Source organism: Streptomyces sp. NPDC034049, from assembly GCF_055575575.1.
The window spans coordinates 38815-57328 of record NZ_JBVISJ010000011.1 but is presented as its reverse complement, the minus strand read 5'-3'; the positions used below and the strand labels follow the sequence as shown (position 1 = coordinate 57328).

At 71.1% G+C, this 18514-nt stretch carries 18 protein-coding genes; 14 read left to right on the top strand and 4 right to left on the bottom strand.

Annotation, left to right across the window (positions count from 1 at the left end; all coding sequences use genetic code 11):
• Positions 1-114: 114 nt before the first annotated feature.
• Positions 115-741, top strand: coding sequence for a DUF6368 family protein (locus ACZ52C_RS28520; RefSeq protein ID WP_469077452.1), 627 nt, complete (start codon positions 115-117; stop codon positions 739-741).
• A 20-nt stretch (positions 742-761) separates the two neighbouring features.
• On the opposite strand, the gene ACZ52C_RS28515 is transcribed toward ACZ52C_RS28520, so the two are convergent.
• Entirely contained in the window at positions 762-1217 is a 456-nt protein-coding gene (locus ACZ52C_RS28515) for a lamin tail domain-containing protein (RefSeq protein ID WP_469077451.1), read from the bottom strand.
• A 191-nt stretch (positions 1218-1408) separates the two neighbouring features.
• On the opposite strand from ACZ52C_RS28515, the gene dxr reads away from it, so the two are divergent.
• The 6 genes from dxr (at position 1409) to ACZ52C_RS28485 (ending at position 8850) form a co-directional block, all read left to right on the top strand.
• Positions 1409-2692 carry a 1-deoxy-D-xylulose-5-phosphate reductoisomerase gene (gene dxr / locus ACZ52C_RS28510; protein ID WP_469077450.1) on the top strand — a complete coding sequence of 428 codons (1284 nt, stop codon included), beginning with the start codon at positions 1409-1411 and terminating at the stop codon, positions 2690-2692.
• The gene (locus ACZ52C_RS28505; RefSeq protein ID WP_469077449.1) at positions 2689-3993 is read left to right on the top strand and encodes a M50 family metallopeptidase; all 1305 of its coding nucleotides are present in this window, start codon (positions 2689-2691) and stop codon (positions 3991-3993) included. Before dxr ends, ACZ52C_RS28505 begins: the two co-directional genes overlap by 4 nt.
• A 159-nt stretch (positions 3994-4152) precedes the next feature.
• Entirely contained in the window at positions 4153-5310 is a 1158-nt protein-coding gene (gene ispG / locus ACZ52C_RS28500; protein ID WP_086800535.1) for a flavodoxin-dependent (E)-4-hydroxy-3-methylbut-2-enyl-diphosphate synthase, read from the top strand.
• A gap of 190 nt (positions 5311-5500) precedes the next feature.
• Positions 5501-6355, top strand: a complete 855-nt coding sequence (locus tag ACZ52C_RS28495; RefSeq protein WP_469077448.1) for a GNAT family N-acetyltransferase — start codon at positions 5501-5503, stop codon at positions 6353-6355.
• Between the two features lie 160 nt (positions 6356-6515).
• Complete coding sequence (locus ACZ52C_RS28490; RefSeq protein WP_469077447.1) at positions 6516-7046, top strand: GNAT family N-acetyltransferase; 531 nt, start codon at positions 6516-6518, stop codon at positions 7044-7046.
• A 100-nt stretch (positions 7047-7146) separates the two neighbouring features.
• The gene (locus ACZ52C_RS28485) at positions 7147-8850 is read left to right on the top strand and encodes a proline--tRNA ligase (RefSeq protein WP_319109082.1); all 1704 of its coding nucleotides are present in this window, start codon (positions 7147-7149) and stop codon (positions 8848-8850) included.
• Positions 8851-9017: 167 nt separating this feature from the next.
• On the opposite strand, the gene ACZ52C_RS28480 is transcribed toward ACZ52C_RS28485, so the two are convergent.
• Genes ACZ52C_RS28480 through ACZ52C_RS28470 form a run of 3 tightly spaced genes read right to left on the bottom strand, consistent with a single transcriptional unit; the run spans position 9018 to position 10943 of the window.
• Positions 9018-9950, bottom strand: coding sequence for an aminoglycoside phosphotransferase family protein (locus ACZ52C_RS28480; protein WP_469077446.1), 933 nt, complete (start codon positions 9948-9950; stop codon positions 9018-9020).
• Between the two features lie 28 nt (positions 9951-9978).
• On the bottom strand, positions 9979-10434 hold the full coding sequence (locus ACZ52C_RS28475; RefSeq protein WP_469077445.1) for a ferritin-like domain-containing protein: 456 nt from the start codon (positions 10432-10434) through the stop codon (positions 9979-9981).
• Positions 10431-10943: a hypothetical protein gene (locus tag ACZ52C_RS28470; protein WP_469077444.1), complete on the bottom strand. Its 513-nt coding sequence runs from the start codon at positions 10941-10943 to the stop codon at positions 10431-10433. The genes ACZ52C_RS28475 and ACZ52C_RS28470 overlap by 4 nt, the downstream gene beginning before the upstream one ends.
• 246 nt (positions 10944-11189) lie before the next feature.
• Here ACZ52C_RS28470 and rimP point away from each other — a divergent pair, with 246 nt between their 5' ends.
• The 7 genes from rimP (at position 11190) to truB (ending at position 18334) form a co-directional block, all read left to right on the top strand.
• Positions 11190-11699 (top strand): ribosome maturation factor RimP, encoded by a 510-nt coding sequence (rimP, locus tag ACZ52C_RS28465; RefSeq protein ID WP_469077443.1) that lies wholly within the window; start codon positions 11190-11192, stop codon positions 11697-11699.
• Between the two features lie 2 nt (positions 11700-11701).
• Positions 11702-12700, top strand: coding sequence for a transcription termination factor NusA (nusA, locus tag ACZ52C_RS28460; protein WP_045561383.1), 999 nt, complete (start codon positions 11702-11704; stop codon positions 12698-12700).
• Positions 12701-12825: 125 nt separating this feature from the next.
• Entirely contained in the window at positions 12826-13122 is a 297-nt protein-coding gene (locus ACZ52C_RS28455) for a YlxR family protein (RefSeq protein ID WP_469077442.1), read from the top strand.
• 147 nt (positions 13123-13269) lie between these two features.
• The gene (infB, locus tag ACZ52C_RS28450) at positions 13270-16386 is read left to right on the top strand and encodes a translation initiation factor IF-2 (protein ID WP_469077441.1); all 3117 of its coding nucleotides are present in this window, start codon (positions 13270-13272) and stop codon (positions 16384-16386) included.
• 216 nt (positions 16387-16602) lie between these two features.
• Positions 16603-16896: a DUF503 domain-containing protein gene (locus tag ACZ52C_RS28445; RefSeq protein WP_013000329.1), complete on the top strand. Its 294-nt coding sequence runs from the start codon at positions 16603-16605 to the stop codon at positions 16894-16896.
• A gap of 62 nt (positions 16897-16958) precedes the next feature.
• Positions 16959-17423: a 30S ribosome-binding factor RbfA gene (rbfA, locus tag ACZ52C_RS28440; protein ID WP_469077440.1), complete on the top strand. Its 465-nt coding sequence runs from the start codon at positions 16959-16961 to the stop codon at positions 17421-17423.
• Entirely contained in the window at positions 17420-18334 is a 915-nt protein-coding gene (truB, locus tag ACZ52C_RS28435) for a tRNA pseudouridine(55) synthase TruB (protein WP_469077439.1), read from the top strand. The genes rbfA and truB overlap by 4 nt, the downstream gene beginning before the upstream one ends.
• The last annotated feature ends 180 nt before the right edge of the window (positions 18335-18514 follow it).

Here is an 18514-nt window from a genome sequence, read left to right as displayed (position 1 = left end):
CGCCCCTTCCAGGGGCGCGGGACTGTGCTGACATGCGGCTCCGCCGCGCGGGCGCGGCCGGCCCCGCCCTGCCTGACGACAGTCCGCTGTACCCCCAGGAACTAGGCTCCCAGCATGTCTGGTCCGACGTTGGTGATCGATTTGGCGGAGCCGCTCTCCCCGGCTCAGCTGCGGGAGTTCCGCGCGTTGATGGTGGGACTCTCCTCCCGCTTCGCGGAGAAACGGCCCGGGTTCTTCGACGTCAACGTGCCCGCGGGGCGACTGGGCGTCGAGGACAGGCGAGAGGAGGACCGGCGAAAGCCGTTCTCACGTCCACTCCTCGGCAACGCCTGCGCGAACGCGGAGCTCACGGCCCTGGTGGGGTTCAATCCGCAGCGCGAGGACTGGGACCGGCCCTTCCTGGTCTACTTCATGGGGCCGGGCGTCGGCGACGAGAGCATCTTCGAGGCTGAGCACGCGGAGGAGCCAGAGGTGGAGGCCCTCCTCGGCTTCAGGCCGACTCATGCCGTCAATGTCAGCGCCTGCTGCAATCGCGAGATCGATCACGTGGCCACCGCCCTGCTGACCGCCGCTGTCATGGACGTCATCGGGGGCGTGGCCAAAGCCGAGTTGCTGGACGGGCAGGAGTCGGCCGTCGCCGGCCTTCCAGGGGTGTTGGGGCTCGCGGACTGGATGGCGCTGGGAACGGCGGAGTTCCTCCGGGCCTGGGTCGGGCACCCCGCCTTCCGGCTGGTCAAGTAGCCCGGATGCTGTCCTCGTCCCTAGCAGTACTTGTCGCTGGCGTCCCGCGTCGTCCACGAACAGGAATCCACCTTCGACCCGTTCGCCTTCGTCAGCTTCGCCGTGTCGCTGGTGTTGTTCCAGACGTAGGCCTTGCGGTTCTGGTACTTGGTCGCGCTCGTGTCCGTCCCCGACCCCGTGCGGACCTTGATGTACTTCTTCGCCCCGATCTTGATGTTCGGGAACGTGTACTTGTGGTTGTCGAGGTCCTTCAGCACCCAGCCCTTCAGCGAGATCGCCGAGGAGCTCGTGTTCTTGATCTGCACCCACTCGCCGTTGAGGCTCGTGGTGGACCGCGTGTCCTTGCCCGGGCTGTCGAAGTACACGCGGTAGATGATCACCCCGCCCGCGGCCTCGGCCGGGCTGCTGAGCAGCGTGCCGGTCAGGGCCACCGCTCCGGCGAGCGCGGGCAGGGCAGCGCGTATGCGCTTGTGCATGGGTCCCCCCAGGGTCCTCGTTCACGTCGGTTGATCCGACAATCGGATCAACAGGTCAGAAGTCATATCACCCCTTCTTCACGCGTGCTTCACAAACGGAGAAACGGCACCGTCAATCACAGACGGCACGAAGCGGGTCATCAGGGGGACGCGCGGTCCTGACGGGGACCGGATGCGGCCACAATGGGGGGATGAGCGACAGTCCAGCCCCTCTCGCCGATCCGCATCTTGTCTACGACCCGGTCGACGGCGTACGGGACGCAGTGATCCTCGGATCGACCGGATCGATCGGCACCCAGGCCATCGACCTCGTCCTGCGCAACCCGGACCGCTTCCGCGTCACCGGGCTCTCCGCCGCCGGAGGGAGGGTGGAGCTGCTGGCCGAGCAGGCACACCGCCTGCGCGTGCGGACCGTCGCCGTCGCCCGCGAGGACGTCGTACCGGCCCTGCGTGAGGCCCTGGCCACGGTGTACGGCGCCGGGGAGCCGCTGCCCGAGATCCTCGCCGGCCCGGACGCCGCCACCCACCTCGCCGCCTCCGACTGCCACACCGTGCTCAACGGCATCACCGGCTCCATCGGCCTCGCCCCGACCCTCGCCGCCCTGGAGGCGGGACGCACCCTCGCGCTCGCCAACAAGGAGTCGCTCATCGTCGGCGGCCCGCTGGTGAAGGCCGTGGCGAAGCCGGGCCAGATCATCCCGGTCGACTCCGAGCACGCCGCCCTCTTCCAGGCCCTCGCCTCCGGCACCCGCGCCGATGTGCGCAAGCTCGTCGTCACCGCCTCCGGGGGCCCCTTCCGCGGCCGTACGAAGGCGGAGCTGGCCGATGTGACGCCCGCCGAGGCGCTCGCGCACCCCACCTGGGCCATGGGCCCGGTCATCACCGTGAACTCCGCGACCCTCGTCAACAAGGGCCTGGAGGTCATCGAGGCGCACCTCCTCTACGACATTCCCTTCGACCGCATTGAGGTCGTCGTGCACCCCCAGTCGTATGTCCACTCGATGGTTGAGTTCACGGACGGATCGACGATGGCCCAGGCGACGCCCCCCGACATGCGCGGGCCCATCGCCATCGGCCTCGGCTGGCCGCAGCGCGTCCCCGACGCGGCGCCCGCCTTCGACTGGACCAAGGCGTACACCTGGGAGTTCTTCCCCCTCGACGACGAGGCGTTCCCATCGGTCGGGCTCGCCCGGCACGTGGGAGAGCTCGCGGGCACCGCCCCGGCGGTGTTCAATGCGGCGAACGAGGAGTGCGTCGACGCGTTCCTGCACGGGGGCCTCCGGTTCGACGCGATCATGGAGACCGTCACGCGGGTCGTCGAGGAGCACGGCACCCCCGCCGCGGGAACTTCCCTGACCGTGGCGGACGTCCTCGAAGCGGAGACCTGGGCGCGCGCCAGGGCCCGTGAACTGACCACCTCGACCACCTCGACAGGCAAACCCACCGAGCGGACGACCGCGGAGGCCCGTGCATGACGACCCTGATGTTCATCCTCGGCATAGTGGTCTTCGTGATCGGCCTGGCGTTCTCGATCGCGTGGCACGAGCTGGGCCACTTCTCGACCGCCAAGCTCTTCGGCGTCCGCGTGCCCCAGTTCATGGTGGGCTTCGGCCCCACGATCTGGTCGAAGAAGAAGGGCGAGACCGAGTACGGCGTCAAGGCGATCCCGCTCGGCGGCTACATCCGCATGATCGGCATGATCCCGCCCGGCGAGGACGGCCGCATCGAGAGCCGCTCGACCTCCCCGTGGCGCGTGATGATCGAGGACGCCCGCGCGGCCTCCTTCGAGGAGCTCCAGCCCGGCGACGAGAAGCGCCTGTTCTACACGCGCAAGCCTTGGAAGCGCGTCATCGTCATGTTCGCCGGCCCCTTCATGAACCTGATCCTGGCCGTCGTGATCTTCGTCGGCGTGATGATGACCTTCGGCGCCCAGACCCAGACCACCACGGTCAGCAAGGTCTCGGACTGCGTCATCGAGGCCAGCGAGAACCGCTCCAAGTGCCGGTCCGGCGACGAGGAGGCCCCCGCCAAGGCCGCGGGCCTGAAGCCCGGCGACAAGATCGTCGCCTTCGACGGGGAGCCCGTCGACGACTGGGCCGCCCTGCAGTCCGACATCCGCTCCAACCCCGGCAAGCAGGTCACCGTCACCGTCGACCGCGACGGCAAGCGGCTCGACCTCACCGCCACGTTGGTGGAGAACCAGGTCAGCAAGACCGACGGCAACGGCGGCTACGTCGCCGACAAGTACGTCTCCGCCGGCTGGTTCGGCTTCACCCCCGCCTCCGGCATCGTCCCGCTCTCCTTCGGCGAGTCGGTCGACCGCATGGGCGACATGATGGAGAACGGCGTCGAGTCCCTGCTCTCCCTGCCCGCCAAGGTCCCCGCCCTGTGGGACGCCACCTTCGGCGACGGCGAGCGCGAGGCCGACTCGCCCATGGGCGTGGTCGGCGCGGCCCGCGTCGGCGGCGAGATCTTCACCATGGACATCCCCGCCACCCAGCAGCTCGCCAGCTTCCTCATCCTGCTGGCCGGCTTCAACCTCTCCCTCTTCCTGTTCAACATGCTCCCGCTCCTGCCGCTCGACGGCGGCCACATCGCGGGCGCCCTGTGGGAGTCGCTGCGCCGGACCGCGGCGAAGGTGCTCCGCCGGCCCGACCCCGGCCCGTTCGACGTGGCGAAGCTGATGCCCGTCGCCTACGTCGTGGCCGGCATCTTCGTCTGCTTCACCCTCCTGGTCCTGATCGCGGACCTCGTGAACCCGGTGCGCATCTCGTAGCCACCCGACGTTCACGACGGCCGGGCACACTCACACGGTGGAGCCCGGCCGCCGGGGACGGTGATGTGCTCGGGAGCCTGCCGGTGCCGTAATCTCGAAGCCTGGAGCCCGCCCGTACCGGGACCCGATCCTGATCCACAACTTGGGGTTGCACAGCAGATGACTGCGATTTCTCTCGGCATGCCGTCCGTTCCGACCAAGCTCGCCGAGCGCCGGAAGAGCCGGCAGATCCAGGTCGGGTCCGTGGCCGTCGGTGGAGACGCCCCGGTGTCGGTCCAGTCGATGACCACCACCCGTACGTCCGACATCGGCGCCACGCTCCAGCAGATCGCCGAACTCACGGCCTCCGGCTGCCAGATCGTCCGCGTCGCCTGCCCCACGCAGGACGACGCCGACGCCCTCCCGGTGATCGCCAGGAAGTCACAGATCCCGGTCATCGCCGACATCCACTTCCAGCCGAAGTACGTCTTCGCCGCGATCGAGGCCGGCTGCGCCGCCGTCCGCGTCAACCCCGGCAACATCAAGCAGTTCGACGACAAGGTCAAGGAGATCGCCCAGGCGGCGAACGACCACGGCACCCCGATCCGGATCGGTGTCAACGCCGGCTCCCTGGACCGCCGCCTCCTGCAGAAGTACGGCAAGGCCACCCCCGAGGCGCTGGTCGAGTCCGCCCTCTGGGAGGCCTCCCTCTTCGAGGAGCACGGCTTCCGCGACATCAAGATCTCGGTCAAGCACAACGACCCGGTCGTCATGGTCAACGCCTACCGCCAGCTCGCCGCCCAGTGCGACTACCCCCTCCACCTCGGCGTCACCGAGGCGGGCCCCGCCTTCCAGGGCACCATCAAGTCGGCCGTCGCCTTCGGCGCGCTCCTCTCCGAGGGCATCGGCGACACGATCCGCGTCTCCCTCTCGGCCCCGCCGGTCGAGGAGATCAAGGTCGGCAACCAGATCCTGGAGTCGCTGAACCTCAAGCCCCGCCGCCTGGAGATCGTCTCCTGCCCCTCCTGCGGCCGCGCCCAGGTCGACGTCTACAAGCTCGCCGAAGAGGTCACCGCAGGCCTCACCGGCATGGAGGTCCCCCTCCGCGTCGCCGTCATGGGCTGCGTCGTCAACGGCCCCGGCGAGGCCCGCGAGGCCGACCTCGGCGTCGCCTCCGGCAACGGCAAGGGCCAGATCTTCGTCAAGGGCGAGGTCATCAAGACCGTCCCCGAGTCCAAGATCGTGGAGACCCTCATCGAGGAGGCGATGAAGATCGCCGAACAGATGGAAGCGGACGGAGTGACCTCCGGCGAACCGACGGTGGCGGTGGCGGGCTGAGGAGGACTCGGCGTCTTCTGAAGATCGGCCCGGCAGGGCCGTCTTCAGGGGCGCGGGGACCTGCGCGACAGGCCACGACGCACCCGCACCCGCCCGCGCACAGGAGCCCCCGAGTTCCGGGGCGCCCCCGTACAGCCCGGCAGGGTATCGTGCGGAGACCAGCGCAGACCCCAGGGTGAGGCCCCCGCACGTGTTGACCCAGACCACCACCAGGGTCCTCGAACCGAGTGACCTGGACGCCGCACTCGCCGTCCTGGACCGAGACCCGGTCGCGAACGCCTTCGTGACCTCCCGTGTCCAGGTCGCCGGGCTGGACCCATGGCGGCTGGGCGGCGAGATGTGGGGCTGGTACGAGGACGGCGCCCTGACCTCCCTCTGCTACGCCGGCGCCAACCTCGTCCCCATCTGCGCCACCCCCCGCGCCGTGCGCGCCTTCGCCGACCGCGCGCGCCGGGCCGGCCGCCGCTGCTCCTCGGTCGTCGGCCCCGCCGAACCCACCGCCCAGCTCTGGCGCCTCCTCGAACCCAGCTGGGGCCCGGCCCGCGAGGTCCGCTCGCACCAGCCCCTCATGGTCACCGACCGGCTGCCCGACCCCGCCGAGGTCACGCCCGACCCGTACGTCCGCCGGATCCGCAAGGACGAGATGGAGACGATCATGCCGGCGTGCGTCGCGATGTTCACCGAGGAGGTGGGCGTCTCCCCGCTGGCCGGCGACGGCGGCCTCCTCTACCAGGCCCGGGTCGCCGAACTCGTCGGCTCCGGCCGCTCCTTCGCCCGCCTCGACGCCGACGGCCGCGTCGTCTTCAAGGCCGAGATCGGCGCCGCCACCCCCCAGGCCTGCCAGATCCAGGGCGTCTGGGTCGCCCCCGACTACCGTGGCCAGGGCCTCGCGGCCCCCGGCATGGCAGCGGTCCTCCGCTACGCCCTCGCCGACGTGGCCCCGTTGGTCAGCCTCTACGTCAACGACTTCAACACGGCGGCACGGCGCACGTACCAGAGGGTGGGCTTCCAAGAGGTGGGCGCCTTCATGAGCGTCCTGTTCTGAGGGATCGGCTGAGGAAGGCTCGATTCTGAGCGCCGGGCCAGGAACGCGCCCTGAAGGGGCGCGGGGCTGTGTTGATATGCGGCTCCGCCGCGTGGGCGCGGCCGGCCACATCCAACCCGCACCCCGCAGACAACCCGAACCCCCCTGTAGCATCCGCAACATGAGCCTCGTCATCGGCCCCCTGGACCTCTCCGCCCACGTAGACGAGGCCCTAGCCGTCCAAGCCGTGGCCTTCGGCCTGGGCCCCGACGAGGTCGCCGTCCGCCGCCAGATCGTCCTCCGCCACATGACGTACCCGGGGGCCCGCGCACTGGGGGCCACGGTCGGAGGCCGTCTCGTCGGCTTCGTCTACGGCATGCCCAACGACCGCACCCACTGGTGGTCCACCGTCGTCGAGCCCTACCTCCGCGCCCTCGGCCACGACCACTGGCTGGACGACTCCTTCGTCATCACCGAACTGCACGTCCACCCCCGCCACCAGAACCGCGGCGTCGGCCGCGCCCTCATCACCACCATCACCGACAGCGCCGTCGAACCCCGTTCGATCCTCTCCGCGATCGACGTCGACAGTCCGGCCCGCGGCCTGTACCACTCCCTCGGCTACACCGACCTGGCCCGCCGGGTCGTCTTCCCCAGCGCCCCCAAGCCGTACGCGGTGATGGGCGCCCCCCTGCCCCTGCGCCGCCGGTAGCCGGCCCGCCACCCCCACCGCCACCACCGGATTTCCACGGGCACCCGCCCCCCGGCTAACCTCCTGCCATCAACCAAACCCCGGCAGGAGTACGACAACCATGGCGAACGCACCGGTCCAGCGCATGTCCCAGTTGATGGCGAAGACGCTGCGCGACGACCCCGCGGACGCCGAGGTCCTCAGCCACAAGCTCCTCGTCCGCGCCGGATACGTCCGCCGCACGGCGGCCGGCGTGTGGACCTGGCTGCCGCTCGGCAAGAAGGTCCTCGCCAACGTGGAGCGCATCGTCCGCGAGGAGATGGACGCGATCGGCGCCCAGGAGGTGCTGCTCCCCGCGCTGCTGCCGAAGGAGCCGTACGAGGCGACCGGCCGCTGGGACGAGTACGGCCCCGAGCTGTTCCGTCTCCAGGACCGCAAGGGCGGCGACTACCTCCTCGGCCCCACTCACGAGGAGATCTTCACGCTGATCGTGAAGGACCAGGCGTCCTCCTACAAGGACCTGCCGGTGATCCTCTACCAGATCCAGACGAAGTTCCGCGACGAGGCCCGTCCCCGGGCCGGCATCCTGCGCGGCCGTGAGTTCCTGATGAAGGACTCGTACTCCTTCGACACCGAGGACGAGGGCCTCGCCCAGTCGTACGCCCTGCACCGCCAGGCGTACCAGAAGGTGTTCGAGCGCCTGGGCCTCGACTACCGCATCTGCGCCGCCACGGCGGGCGCGATGGGCGGCTCGAAGTCGGAGGAGTTCCTCGCCCCGGCCGGCGCCGGCGAGGACACCTTCGCGGACTGCCCGGCGTGCGACTTCGCGGCCAACACCGAGGCCATCACCTTCGAGCTGAAGCCGGTGGACGCCGACGGCGTGCCCGCCCTGGAGGAGATCCCGACCCCGGACACCCCGACCATCGAGAGCCTCGCCGCGTACCTCGGCGTCGAGGCCTCCGCCACCCTGAAGAACCTCCTCGTCAAGGTCGACGGTGAGATCGTCGCCGTCGGCGTCCCCGGCGACCGCGAGGTCGACCTGGGCAAGGTCGAGGCGCACTTCGCCCCGGCGGCCGTCGAGATGGTCACCGAGGCGGACTTCGCCGGCCGTCCCGACCTGGTCCGCGGCTATGTCGGCCCACAGGGCCTCGGCGAGAAGGTCACGTACATCGCCGACCCGCGCGTCGCCCCCGGCACCGCCTGGATCACCGGCGCCAACAAGCCGGGCACGCACGCCAGGAACGTCGTCGCGGGCCGGGACTTCGAGGTCGCCGAGTACGTCGACGTCGTCGTGGTCCAGGAGGGCGACCCCTGCCCGAAGTGCGGCACCGGCCTCAAGCTGGACCGCGCCATCGAGATCGGCCACATCTTCCAGCTCGGCCGCAAGTACGCCGACGCCCTCAAGCTCGACGTCCTCGGCCAGAACGGCAAGCCCGTCCGCGTCACCATGGGCTCGTACGGCATCGGGGTCTCCCGCGCGGTCGCCGCCCTCGCCGAGCAGTCCGCCGACGACAAGGGCCTGTGCTGGCCCGCCGAGGTCGCCCCGGCCGACGTCCACGTCGTCGCGGCGGGCAAGGCCCTCCAGACCGAACTGGCCCTCGACGTCTCCGAGAAGCTGCGGGCCGCCGGCCTCCGCGTCCTGGTCGACGACCGCGCGGGTGTCTCCCCGGGCGTGAAGTTCACCGACTCCGAACTGATCGGCGTACCGAAGATCCTGGTCGCCGGCCGCCGCTCCGCCGAGGGCGTCCTGGAGCTGAAGGACCGCCGTACCGGTGAGCGCGAGGAGCTGACGGTCGACGAGGCGATCGCCCGCCTGACGGCTTGAGCAACCTCTCGGAGAGTTCGGTGGGGCGTCGGGCCGCCTCACCGACTTCTCTCGGACCGTTCCCCCACCGTAGGACGTGACCGCACGCCACTACGGAGGGGAACGGTCAGGACGACCGGGGAGCACGACGCCGTCGCGGCAACCCGCGGCCCACGTCCTCGGCGGAGCTAGAGCCATCCGGCGAACTCCAACAACAACTCCGCGTCCCGCGGCCGTCCCACCCGCCGGGCCCGCACCCCCGACTCCACGGCCCGGAACAACGTCCACCCCCGCAACCGCTCCTGGTCCACATCCAGCGACTCGGCCAGCTTCTTCACCCGCCGCCGAGTGATAGCCGCTCCCGAGGGCGAGGCGATCATGTCCTCCACCCGGTCCCGGACCAGCCGGGCCAGGTCGAACGCGCACTCGCCCACCACCGGGTCCGGCCCCACCGCCAGCCACGGCAGCCGCTCCCCGGCCAGCACCTTGCTCTGCCGGAACGTCCCGTGCAGCAACCGCTCCTCGGGCGCGGAGTCCAGCAGCTCCGCACGAACCCCGAGAGCGGCGTCGACCAGCCCCCGCACCTCGGAGTCCGCCTCGGCGCCCGCCCGCAGGGCCTCCGACTGCCGGCCCGTCCGCTCGGCCACGGTCTCGAAGACATGCGCCTCCGGCGGCTCGATCCACAGCCGTCGCAGGGTCGCCGCGGCCTCCAGCAGCGCCTTCGCCTCGGGCAGCGACCGCACCGACAGATCGGGGCGCAGCCGCTCCAGCAGCAGCACACCGTGACTGTCGCCGGGGTTCAGCAACTGGACGGCGCCCCGCCCGTCCCAGTGCGCGAGCGCGGCCCGCTCGCTCTCCGGCCGGGCCCGCTCGGGCGCCAGCTTGAGCACGGCGGGCGTGCCGTCGATGAGCCGCACCAGCAGCACCAGACTGCTCCGGCCACCCGGGGCCTGTACCCGTTCGACGCTCAACTCGCGTAGATCCACGGCCTGTCGGGCCAGTTCGGGGAGCCTTTCCAGCCACTCGCCGATCCCGTCACGGCCGTCCGGTCGTCGGGTCTCGGCGAGTGCTCGCACCAGCCGCTGCGGCGGTTCGAAGTCCTCGAAAGCCATGCGCGCCATGGGCGAGTCGTTTCCCTTCCGGAGCTGATCAGGTGTGCGGTGTCGCCGACGGGCCGGCCGCGGCCGTCCGCTCGGCGAGACCAGGGAAGGCTACGCTCGTGCCCCGCCACCGCACCGCCCGCACCGCCGCCTCCCGCAGCGCCTCGGCGGCCGTGGCACGCCGGTCGCCCTCGGCAGCCCGTACGAGATCCGAGTACACCCCGGCCACGCGTTCCTCCAGCTCCGCCGCGAGCCGCACGGCGGAGTCGGAATCGACGACCTGGAAGGGCAACGCGTACCCGGCGGACGCCACGGCGGGCCTGCCGCCCAGGTCCCGCACGGCCCGGGTGAGCGTGTCCCGGCGGGCCCGGTGCGCGTCGTACGCCTCCCGCGCCTCGCGCAGGCGCGCCTCGCCGATCTTCCCGCCGACGACGCCGTAGCCGTACACGGCGGCGTGCTCGGCCCCGAGCGCCGCCTGTACCGCCTTCAGCTCCCCGCTGCTCACTTCGCACCCTCCGTCAACACGTACGCGTGTCCCGCACCCGCCGCCGCCACCGACGCCATGAGCCGTGCCACCTCGCCCGGCACCTCCAGCAACGCCTTGGCCCGCTTGTCGGCGAGCGCCCGCTCGGCGGCGGCCAGCTCCGTGAGGGCCGCCCCGGGGTCCTCCGGCACCGGGTCGGGCGAAGCCGATGCGGAGGGGGAGGAGGAAGGAGAGGAGGGCGAACCGGACGAGGAAGGGCTCGCCTCACCCGCGCCCGCCCTGCCCGCGCCCTTCGCGCCCCCGAACACCTCGGCGTGCCGTACGACCTCCGCCCGCAGCGGCGAAAGCAGCGCGGCCAGATCCGGATGGGCGGCGATCGCTCGGTCGTACCGCTCCACGAGCCCCTCGCTGTCCCGCGCCACCCGCGCGCGTGCCCGCTCCACCCGCGACGCGTCGCCCCCGCCGGCGGACCCCTCACCCCCGGACGAGCACCCCGCGAGCAGCCCCGCACCGGCGGTCCCGACGAGCAAACTCCTTCTGCGCGGCCCCGACAGGGCACGCGACGACAGGCTGAACGACACAGCAGACGTCCTCGAGGGGTCGTACGAACAAAGAAGCGGTGCGATCACCGTACCCGTGAAACGCGCTGTACCCCGCTAGGACCTGCCCCAGGGGCGCGGGGAACTCGTGGACGGCAACACCCCAGCGGAGCGGCTACCCTTTGACCTGACACGCGCCCTACCCACAACAGCACACGCGGCCGAGGAGTCACCCGGATGAGCACCACCCAGAGCGAGAGGCTGCGAGAACTGCTGGAACCGCTCGTACGCTCCCAGGGCCTGGATCTCGAAGAGATCGCAGTGGACTCGGTCGGACGCAAGCGGGTGCTGCGGGTGGTCGTCGACTCGGACGAGGGCGCGGATCTGGACGCCGTCGCCGACGTCAGCCGCGCCCTCTCGGCCAAGCTGGACGAGACGGACGCGATGGGCCAGGCGGAGTACACCCTGGAAGTCGGTACGCCGGGCGCCGAGCGCGCCCTCACCGAGCACCGTCACTACCGCCGTGCCGTGGACCGTCTGGTGAAGTTCGCGCTCCGCGAGGACGGGGAACTCATCGCCAGGATCCTGACCGTGGACGACGACGGCCTCGACCTCGAAGTGCCCGGCGTGAAGGGCCGCAAGGCCACCACCCGCCGACTCGCCTTCGCGGAGATCGACAGGGCCCGCGTCCAGGTCGAATTCAACCGCAAGGACAAGAAGGACATGAAGGAAGAGGAGGAGGCGTAGCCGTGGACATCGACATGAGTGCCCTCAGGGGCTTGGTGCGGGAGAAGGAGATCTCCTTCGACCTGCTCGTCGAGGCGATCGAGGCGGCCCTCCTCATCGCCTACCACCGCACCGAGGGAAGCCGCCGCCACGCGCGCGTGGAGCTCAACCGGGAGACCGGCCATGTGACCGTGTGGGCGAAGGAGGACCCCGAGGACCTGGAGGAGGGGCAGGAGGCGCGCGCGTTCGACGACACCCCGTCGGACTTCGGGCGCATCGCCGCCACCACCGCCAAACAGGTGATCCTGCAGCGACTGCGGGACGCCGAGGACGACGCCACGCTCGGCGAGTACGCCGGACGCGAGGGCGACATCGTCACCGGTGTGGTCCAGCAGGGCCGCGACCCGAAGAACGTGCTCGTCGACATCGGCAAGCTGGAGGCCATCCTGCCCGTGCAGGAGCAGGTCCCCGGCGAGACCTACCAGCACGGCATGCGGCTCAGGTCGTACGTCGTGCGGGTGGCGAAGGGTGTGCGCGGTCCGTCCGTGACGCTCTCCCGCACCCACCCCAATCTGGTGAAGAAGCTCTTCGCCCTCGAAGTGCCGGAGATCGCCGACGGGTCCGTCGAGATCGCCGCCATCGCGCGCGAGGCGGGGCACCGCACGAAGATCGCCGTCCGCTCCACCCGCAGCGGCCTGAACGCCAAGGGCGCCTGCATCGGCCCGATGGGCGGCCGGGTGCGCAATGTCATGGGCGAGCTGAACGGTGAGAAGATCGACATCGTCGACTGGTCGGACGACCCGGCCGAGATGGTGGCGAACGCGCTCTCCCCGGCCCGGGTCTCCAAGGTCGACGTGGTGGACCTCGCGGCCCGCTCCGCGCGGGTGACGGTGCCCGACTACCAGCTGTCGCTGGCGATCGGCAAGGAGGGCCAGAACGCCCGCCTCGCCGCCCGTCTCACCGGCTGGCGGATCGACATCCGGCCGGACACCGAACAGCCGTCGGAGCAGGCGCCGCAGTAGGCGTCGCGGTCGGCAGGGAATAGATCCAAGCCGCAGGTCGCTTAGATCACGTCAGTTATATGCGCGGCAACTGTTCGATTCTTGCCCCAAAGGGGTGAGGTCGCTGCGGGGAGGTAGACTTAGCAGTGTCTGGCCGGACGCGTGCCCGCGCATGCCCTGAACGCACCTGTGTGGGGTGCAGGCAGCGAGCGGCCAAGACCGAACTGCTGCGCGTCGTGGCGATCGAGGGCGAATGCGTCCCCGATCCTCGCGGTACGCTGCCCGGCCGGGGTGCGTACGTACACCCCGTTCAGGTCTGTCTCGACCTGGGCGTACGCCGCCGGGCGTTCACGCGGGCGCTGCGCGCCCCGGGAGCGCTCGACACAAAGGCGTTGCGCCGATACGTGGAGCAGACAACAGTTGCCGAGCAGGCAACACCGTAAGACGTGTCGCACGGAGCCTCCGTGCGGCCCTGGTACCCCGCGAGTTGGAAGTAGGTCGAGATTGCGATGAGCACTCGATGAGCACGCGATGAGTACGCCCATGAAGTAGCGACGGTCCGGACACACCCGGACCTAAAAAGGAGCGAAGTGGCTAAGGTCCGGGTATACGAACTCGCCAAGGAGTTCGGGGTTGAGAGCAAGGTCGTCATGGCCAAGCTCCAAGAACTCGGTGAATTCGTCCGTTCGGCGTCCTCGACGATCGAGGCGCCCGTTGTCCGTAAACTGACAGACGCCCTCCAGCAGGGCAGCGGCGGCGGCAAGCCCGCGCCGCGCAAGGCCGCCCCGGCCCGTCCGGCGGCCCCCTCTCCCGCGCAGGCCGCACGTCCGGCCGCGCCTCGTCCCGGCCCGGCCGCGCCGAAGCCGCCCGCCGCCGAGCGGCCCGCCGCTCCGGCCCCGGGTCCGCGCCCGACGCCCGGTCCCAAGCCGCCGGCGCCGAAGCCCGCTCCGGCCTCCCCGGCCCCGAGCGTGCCCGAGTTCCAGGCGCCCCCGTCGGCGCCCCCGTCGGCTCCGGCCGCCCCCTCGTCGTCTCCGCGTCCGGGCGCTCGTCCCGGCCCTGGTGCGCCGCGTCCGGGTGGCCAGCAGCGTCCGGGTGGTCCCGGCCAGGACCGTGGCCAGGAGCGTGGCGGCCAGGCCCCGCGCCCCGGCGGCCAGCGTCCCGGCGGTGCCGGCGCGCCCAAGCCGGGCGGTGCCCGCCCCGCGGGTCCGCGTCCCGGTAACAACCCCTTCACCTCCGGTGGCTCCACCGGCATGGGTCGCCCGCAGGGCCCCCGTCCCGGCGGCGCCCCGCGTCCCGGCGGCCAGGGCGGTCCCGGCGGTGCCCAGGGCGGTCCGCGTCCCGCGGCTCCCGGCCAGGCGCCCCGTCCGCAGGGTGCCGGCGGCGGTCCCCGTCCGCAGGCTCCGGGCGGCGCCCGTCCGACCCCGGGCGGCATGCCCCGTCCGCAGGGCGGCGGTCCCCGTCCCGGCGGTGGCCCCGGTGGCCCCCGTCCGAACCCCGGCATGATGCCGCAGCGTCCGGCTGCCGGCCCGCGTCCCGGTGGCGGTGGCCCCGGTGGCCGCGGTCCCGGTGGCGGCGGTCGTCCCGGTGGCGGCGCCGGTCGTCCGGGTGGCGGCGGCTTCGCCGGTCGTCCGGGTGGCGGCGGTGGCGGCGGCTTCGCCGGTCGTCCCGGTGCTCCCGGTGGCGGCGGCGGCTTCGCCGGTCGTCCCGGCGGTCCGGGTGCCGGCGGCGGTGGCCGTCCCGGCTTCGGTGGCCGTCCCGGCGGTCCGGGTGCCCGTGGTGGCACGCAGGGCGCCTTCGGCCGTCCCGGCGGTCCCGCGCGTCGCGGTCGCAAGTCGAAGCGGCAGAGGCGCCAGGAGTACGAGGCCATGCAGGCCCCGTCGGTCGGCGGCGTGATGCTGCCTCGCGGCAACGGACAGTCCGTCCGCCTGTCGCGCGGTGCGTCCCTCACCGACTTCGCGGAGAAGATCAACGCCAACCCGGCGTCGCTCGTCGCCGTGATGATGAACCTCGGCGAGATGGTCACTGCCACGCAGTCCGTCTCCGACGAGACCCTCCAGCTGCTCGCCGGCGAGATGAACTACGTCGTCGAGATCGTCAGCCCGGAGGAGGAGGACCGCGAGCTGCTCGAGTCCTTCGACATCGAGTTCGGCGAGGACGAGGGTGGCGAGGAGTTCCTCGTCGCGCGTCCGCCGGTCGTGACCGTCATGGGTCACGTCGACCACGGTAAGACCCGACTGCTGGACACCATCCGCAAGACGAACGTCGTCGCGGGCGAGGCCGGCGGTATCACGCAGCACATCGGTGCGTACCAGGTCGCCACCCAGGTCAACGACGAAGAGCGCAGGATCACCTTCATCGACACCCCGGGTCACGAGGCGTTCACCGCCATGCGTGCCCGCGGTGCGAAGTCGACCGACATCGCGATCCTGGTCGTCGCGGCCAACGACGGCGTCATGCCGCAGACGGTCGAGGCGCTCAACCACGCCAAGGCGGCCGACGTCCCGATCGTCGTCGCGGTCAACAAGATCGACGTCGAGGGCGCGGACCCGACCAAGGTGCGCGGTCAGCTGACCGAGTACGGCCTGGTGGCCGAGGAGTACGGCGGCGACACGATGTTCGTCGACATCTCCGCCAAGCAGGGGCTGAACATCGACTCCCTGCTGGAGGCCGTGGTCCTGACCGCGGACGCCTCGCTCGACCTGCGGGCCAACCCGGAGCAGGACGCGCAGGGCATCGCGATCGAGTCCCACCTCGACCGTGGCCGCGGTGCCGTCTCGACGGTCCTGGTCCAGCGCGGCACGCTGCGCATCGGCGACACGATGGTGGTCGGCGACGCGTACGGCCGAGTCCGGGCGATGCTCGACGACAACGGCAACAACGTCGAGGAAGCGGGTCCGTCGACCCCCGTCCTGGTCCTGGGTCTCACCAACGTCCCGGGCGCCGGCGACAACTTCCTGGTCGTCGACGAGGACCGTACGGCCCGTCAGATCGCCGAGAAGCGGGCGGCGCGCGAGCGCAACGCCAACTTCGCCCGGCGTGGCGTCCGGTTCTCCCTGGAGAACCTGGACGAGGCGCTCAAGGCCGGTCTGGTGCAGGAACTCAACCTCATCATCAAGGGCGACGCGTCCGGTTCGGTGGAGGCCCTCGAGTCCTCGCTGCTCCAGCTCGACGTCGGCGAAGAGGTCGACATCCGCGTCCTGCACCGCGGCGTCGGTGCGGTCACGGAGTCGGACATCGACCTGGCGATGGGCTCCGACGCCATCGTGATCGGCTTCAACGTCCGCGCGGCCGGTCGTGCCGCGCAGATGGCCGAGCGCGAGGGCGTGGACGTCCGGTACTACTCGGTGATCTACCAGGCCATCGAGGAGATCGAGGCGGCCCTCAAGGGCATGCTCAAGCCGGAGTACGAGGAGGTCGAGCTCGGCACGGCGGAGATCCGCGAGGTCTTCAAGTCGTCCAAGCTGGGCAACATCGCCGGTGTCCTGGTCCGCTCGGGCGAGGTCAAGCGCAACACCAAGGCGCGCCTGGTCCGCGACGGCAAGGTCATCGCGGAGAACCTCACCATCTCCGGTCTGCGTCGCTTCAAGGACGACGTCACCGAGATCCGCGAAGGCTTCGAGGGTGGTATCAACCTCGGAAACTTCAACGACATCAAGGTCGACGACGTCATCGCGACGTACGAGATGCGCGAGAAGCCGCGGTCGTAACAGCCGCCGGTTCATGCCGGCCGGGGGTGCCATTCGGTGCCCCCGGCCGGTGTGGCCGTTCCTGGGGGGCTTCGCCCCCCAGAGCCCCTTTCGCGCCGTTCCCCGCGCCCCTAAAAGCGATCGAGCCCCCGCGAGGTTCGTTGTACGGTTCTGATGTTCCCGCCCGGCTACGGGCGGGCCATCGATCCCGTACCGGCGGGTGAACCGGATACACACATGTACGTGGGGACTCTGTCCTTCGATCTCCTCCTCGGCGACGTCCGGTCGCTGAAGGAGAAGCGCTCCGTCGTCCGCCCGATCGTGGCCGAGCTGCACCGCAAGTTCGCGGTGAGCGTGGCGGAGGTCGACCACATGGATCTGCACCGCAGGGCCGTGATCGGCCTGGCGGTGGTGTCCGGTGACACGGGGCACCTGACCGACGTACTGGACCGCTGCGAGCGGCTGGTCGCCGGACGTCCCGAGGTGGAGCTGCTGTCGGTACGACGCCGCCTGCACGGCGACGACGACTGAACCGGCGGCCCGGGGACAGTTGAAAAGCAGTAGTCACGCAGAACGAGCTAGGAGACGGACCAGTGGCCGACAACGCGCGTGCCAAGAGGCTGGCGGACCTCATCCGAGAGGTGGTGGCCCAGAAGCTGCTGCGCGGGATCAAGGACCCGCGGCTCGGCTCACACGTCACCATCACGGACACCCGGGTGACCGGGGACCTGCGGGAGGCGACCGTCTTCTACACGGTGTACGGGGACGACGAGGAGCGGGCGGCCGCCGCCGCGGGGCTGGAGAGCGCCAAGGGCATCCTCCGTTCCGAGGTCGGCCGGGCCGCCGGGGTGAAGTTCACGCCCATCCTCACCTTCGTGGCCGACGCCCTCCCGGACACCGCCAAGACCATCGACGACCTCCTCGACAAGGCGCGGGCCTCGGATGCCGCCGTCCGCGAGAGCGCGTCGGGCGCCAGGTACGCCGGTGAGGCCGACCCCTACCGCAAGCCGGGCGACGACGCCGAGGACGACGCCGACGAGGATGCCGCCGCCGAATGACCCAGCAGCGCCAGAAGAACACCACGCCCGACGGCCTTGTCATCGTCGACAAGCCGTCGGGCTTCACTTCGCACGATGTCGTCGCCAAGATGCGGGGCATCGCCCGGACCCGACGGGTCGGGCACGCGGGGACGCTCGACCCGATGGCCACCGGAGTGCTCGTCCTAGGGGTGGAGAAGGCGACCAAGCTGCTCGGTCACCTCGCGCTCACGGAGAAGGAGTACCTCGGCACCATCCGGCTCGGACAGACGACGGTCACCGACGACGCCGAGGGCGAGATCACGGCGTCGGTCGACGCGTCGAAGGTCACCCGGGACGCGGTCGACGCCGGTGTGGCCGAGCTGACCGGCCAGATCATGCAGGTGCCGTCCAAGGTCAGCGCCATCAAGATCGACGGCGTCCGGTCGTACAAACGGGCCCGCGACGGCGAGGACTTCGAGATCCCCGCCCGGCCCGTCACCGTCTCCTCCTTCGCCGTGTACGACGTCCGCGAGGCCGTCGCCGAGGACGGCACCCCGGTGCTCGACCTCGTGGTCTCGGTGGTGTGCTCCTCCGGGACGTACATCCGCGCCCTCGCCCGCGATCTGGGCGCCGGCCTGGGCGTCGGCGGCCACCTGACCGCGCTGCGCCGGACGCGTGTGGGCCCGTACAAGCTGGACTCCGCGCGGACCCTGGACCAGCTCCAGCAGGAGCTGACCGTCATGCCGGTCGCCGAGGCCGCCGCGGCCGCGTTCCCCCGCTGGGACGTGGACGACAAGCGCGCCCGACTCCTGCTGAACGGCGTCCGCCTGGACATGCCCGAGGAGTACACGGCCCGCGGCGCGACAGCGGTCTTCGACCCCACGGGCCGCTTCCTGGCCCTGGTGGAAAGCCACAAGGGCAAGGCGAAGAGCCTGGCCGTCTTCGGCTGACTTCCGGCTGGGTCCCAGGGGGCTCTGCGGGCGTTTGAGTGCGCGGGGCTCTGCTGGCTTTCCGGGTGAGGGGGCTGCGGGCTTTTCAGAGGCGCGGGGAACTGCGGATTTTTGAGGGGCGCGGGGGACTGCGGGTCCTTCAGGGGCGAGGGGCGCTGCGGGTTTTTCAGGGGCGCGGGG

Bases quoted from the DNA above. Each gene is read 5' to 3' on its own strand.
- ACZ52C_RS28445 (WP_013000329.1), top strand. From the start codon at position 16,603: ATGTACGTGGGGACTCTGTCCTTCGATCTCCTCCTCGGCGACGTCCGG.
- dxr (WP_469077450.1), top strand. From the start codon at position 1,409: ATGAGCGACAGTCCAGCCCCTCTCGCCGATCCGCATCTTGTCTACGAC.
- ACZ52C_RS28520 (WP_469077452.1), top strand. From the start codon at position 115: ATGTCTGGTCCGACGTTGGTGATCGATTTGGCGGAGCCGCTCTCCCCG.
- truB (WP_469077439.1), top strand. From the start codon at position 17,420: ATGACCCAGCAGCGCCAGAAGAACACCACGCCCGACGGCCTTGTCATC.
- rimP (WP_469077443.1), top strand. From the start codon at position 11,190: ATGAGCACCACCCAGAGCGAGAGGCTGCGAGAACTGCTGGAACCGCTC.
- ACZ52C_RS28515 (WP_469077451.1), bottom strand. From the start codon at position 1,217: ATGCACAAGCGCATACGCGCTGCCCTGCCCGCGCTCGCCGGAGCGGTG.
- ispG (WP_086800535.1), top strand. From the start codon at position 4,153: ATGACTGCGATTTCTCTCGGCATGCCGTCCGTTCCGACCAAGCTCGCC.
- ACZ52C_RS28480 (WP_469077446.1), bottom strand. From the start codon at position 9,950: ATGGCGCGCATGGCTTTCGAGGACTTCGAACCGCCGCAGCGGCTGGTG.
- ACZ52C_RS28490 (WP_469077447.1), top strand. From the start codon at position 6,516: ATGAGCCTCGTCATCGGCCCCCTGGACCTCTCCGCCCACGTAGACGAG.
- ACZ52C_RS28505 (WP_469077449.1), top strand. From the start codon at position 2,689: ATGACGACCCTGATGTTCATCCTCGGCATAGTGGTCTTCGTGATCGGC.
- ACZ52C_RS28485 (WP_319109082.1), top strand. From the start codon at position 7,147: ATGGCGAACGCACCGGTCCAGCGCATGTCCCAGTTGATGGCGAAGACG.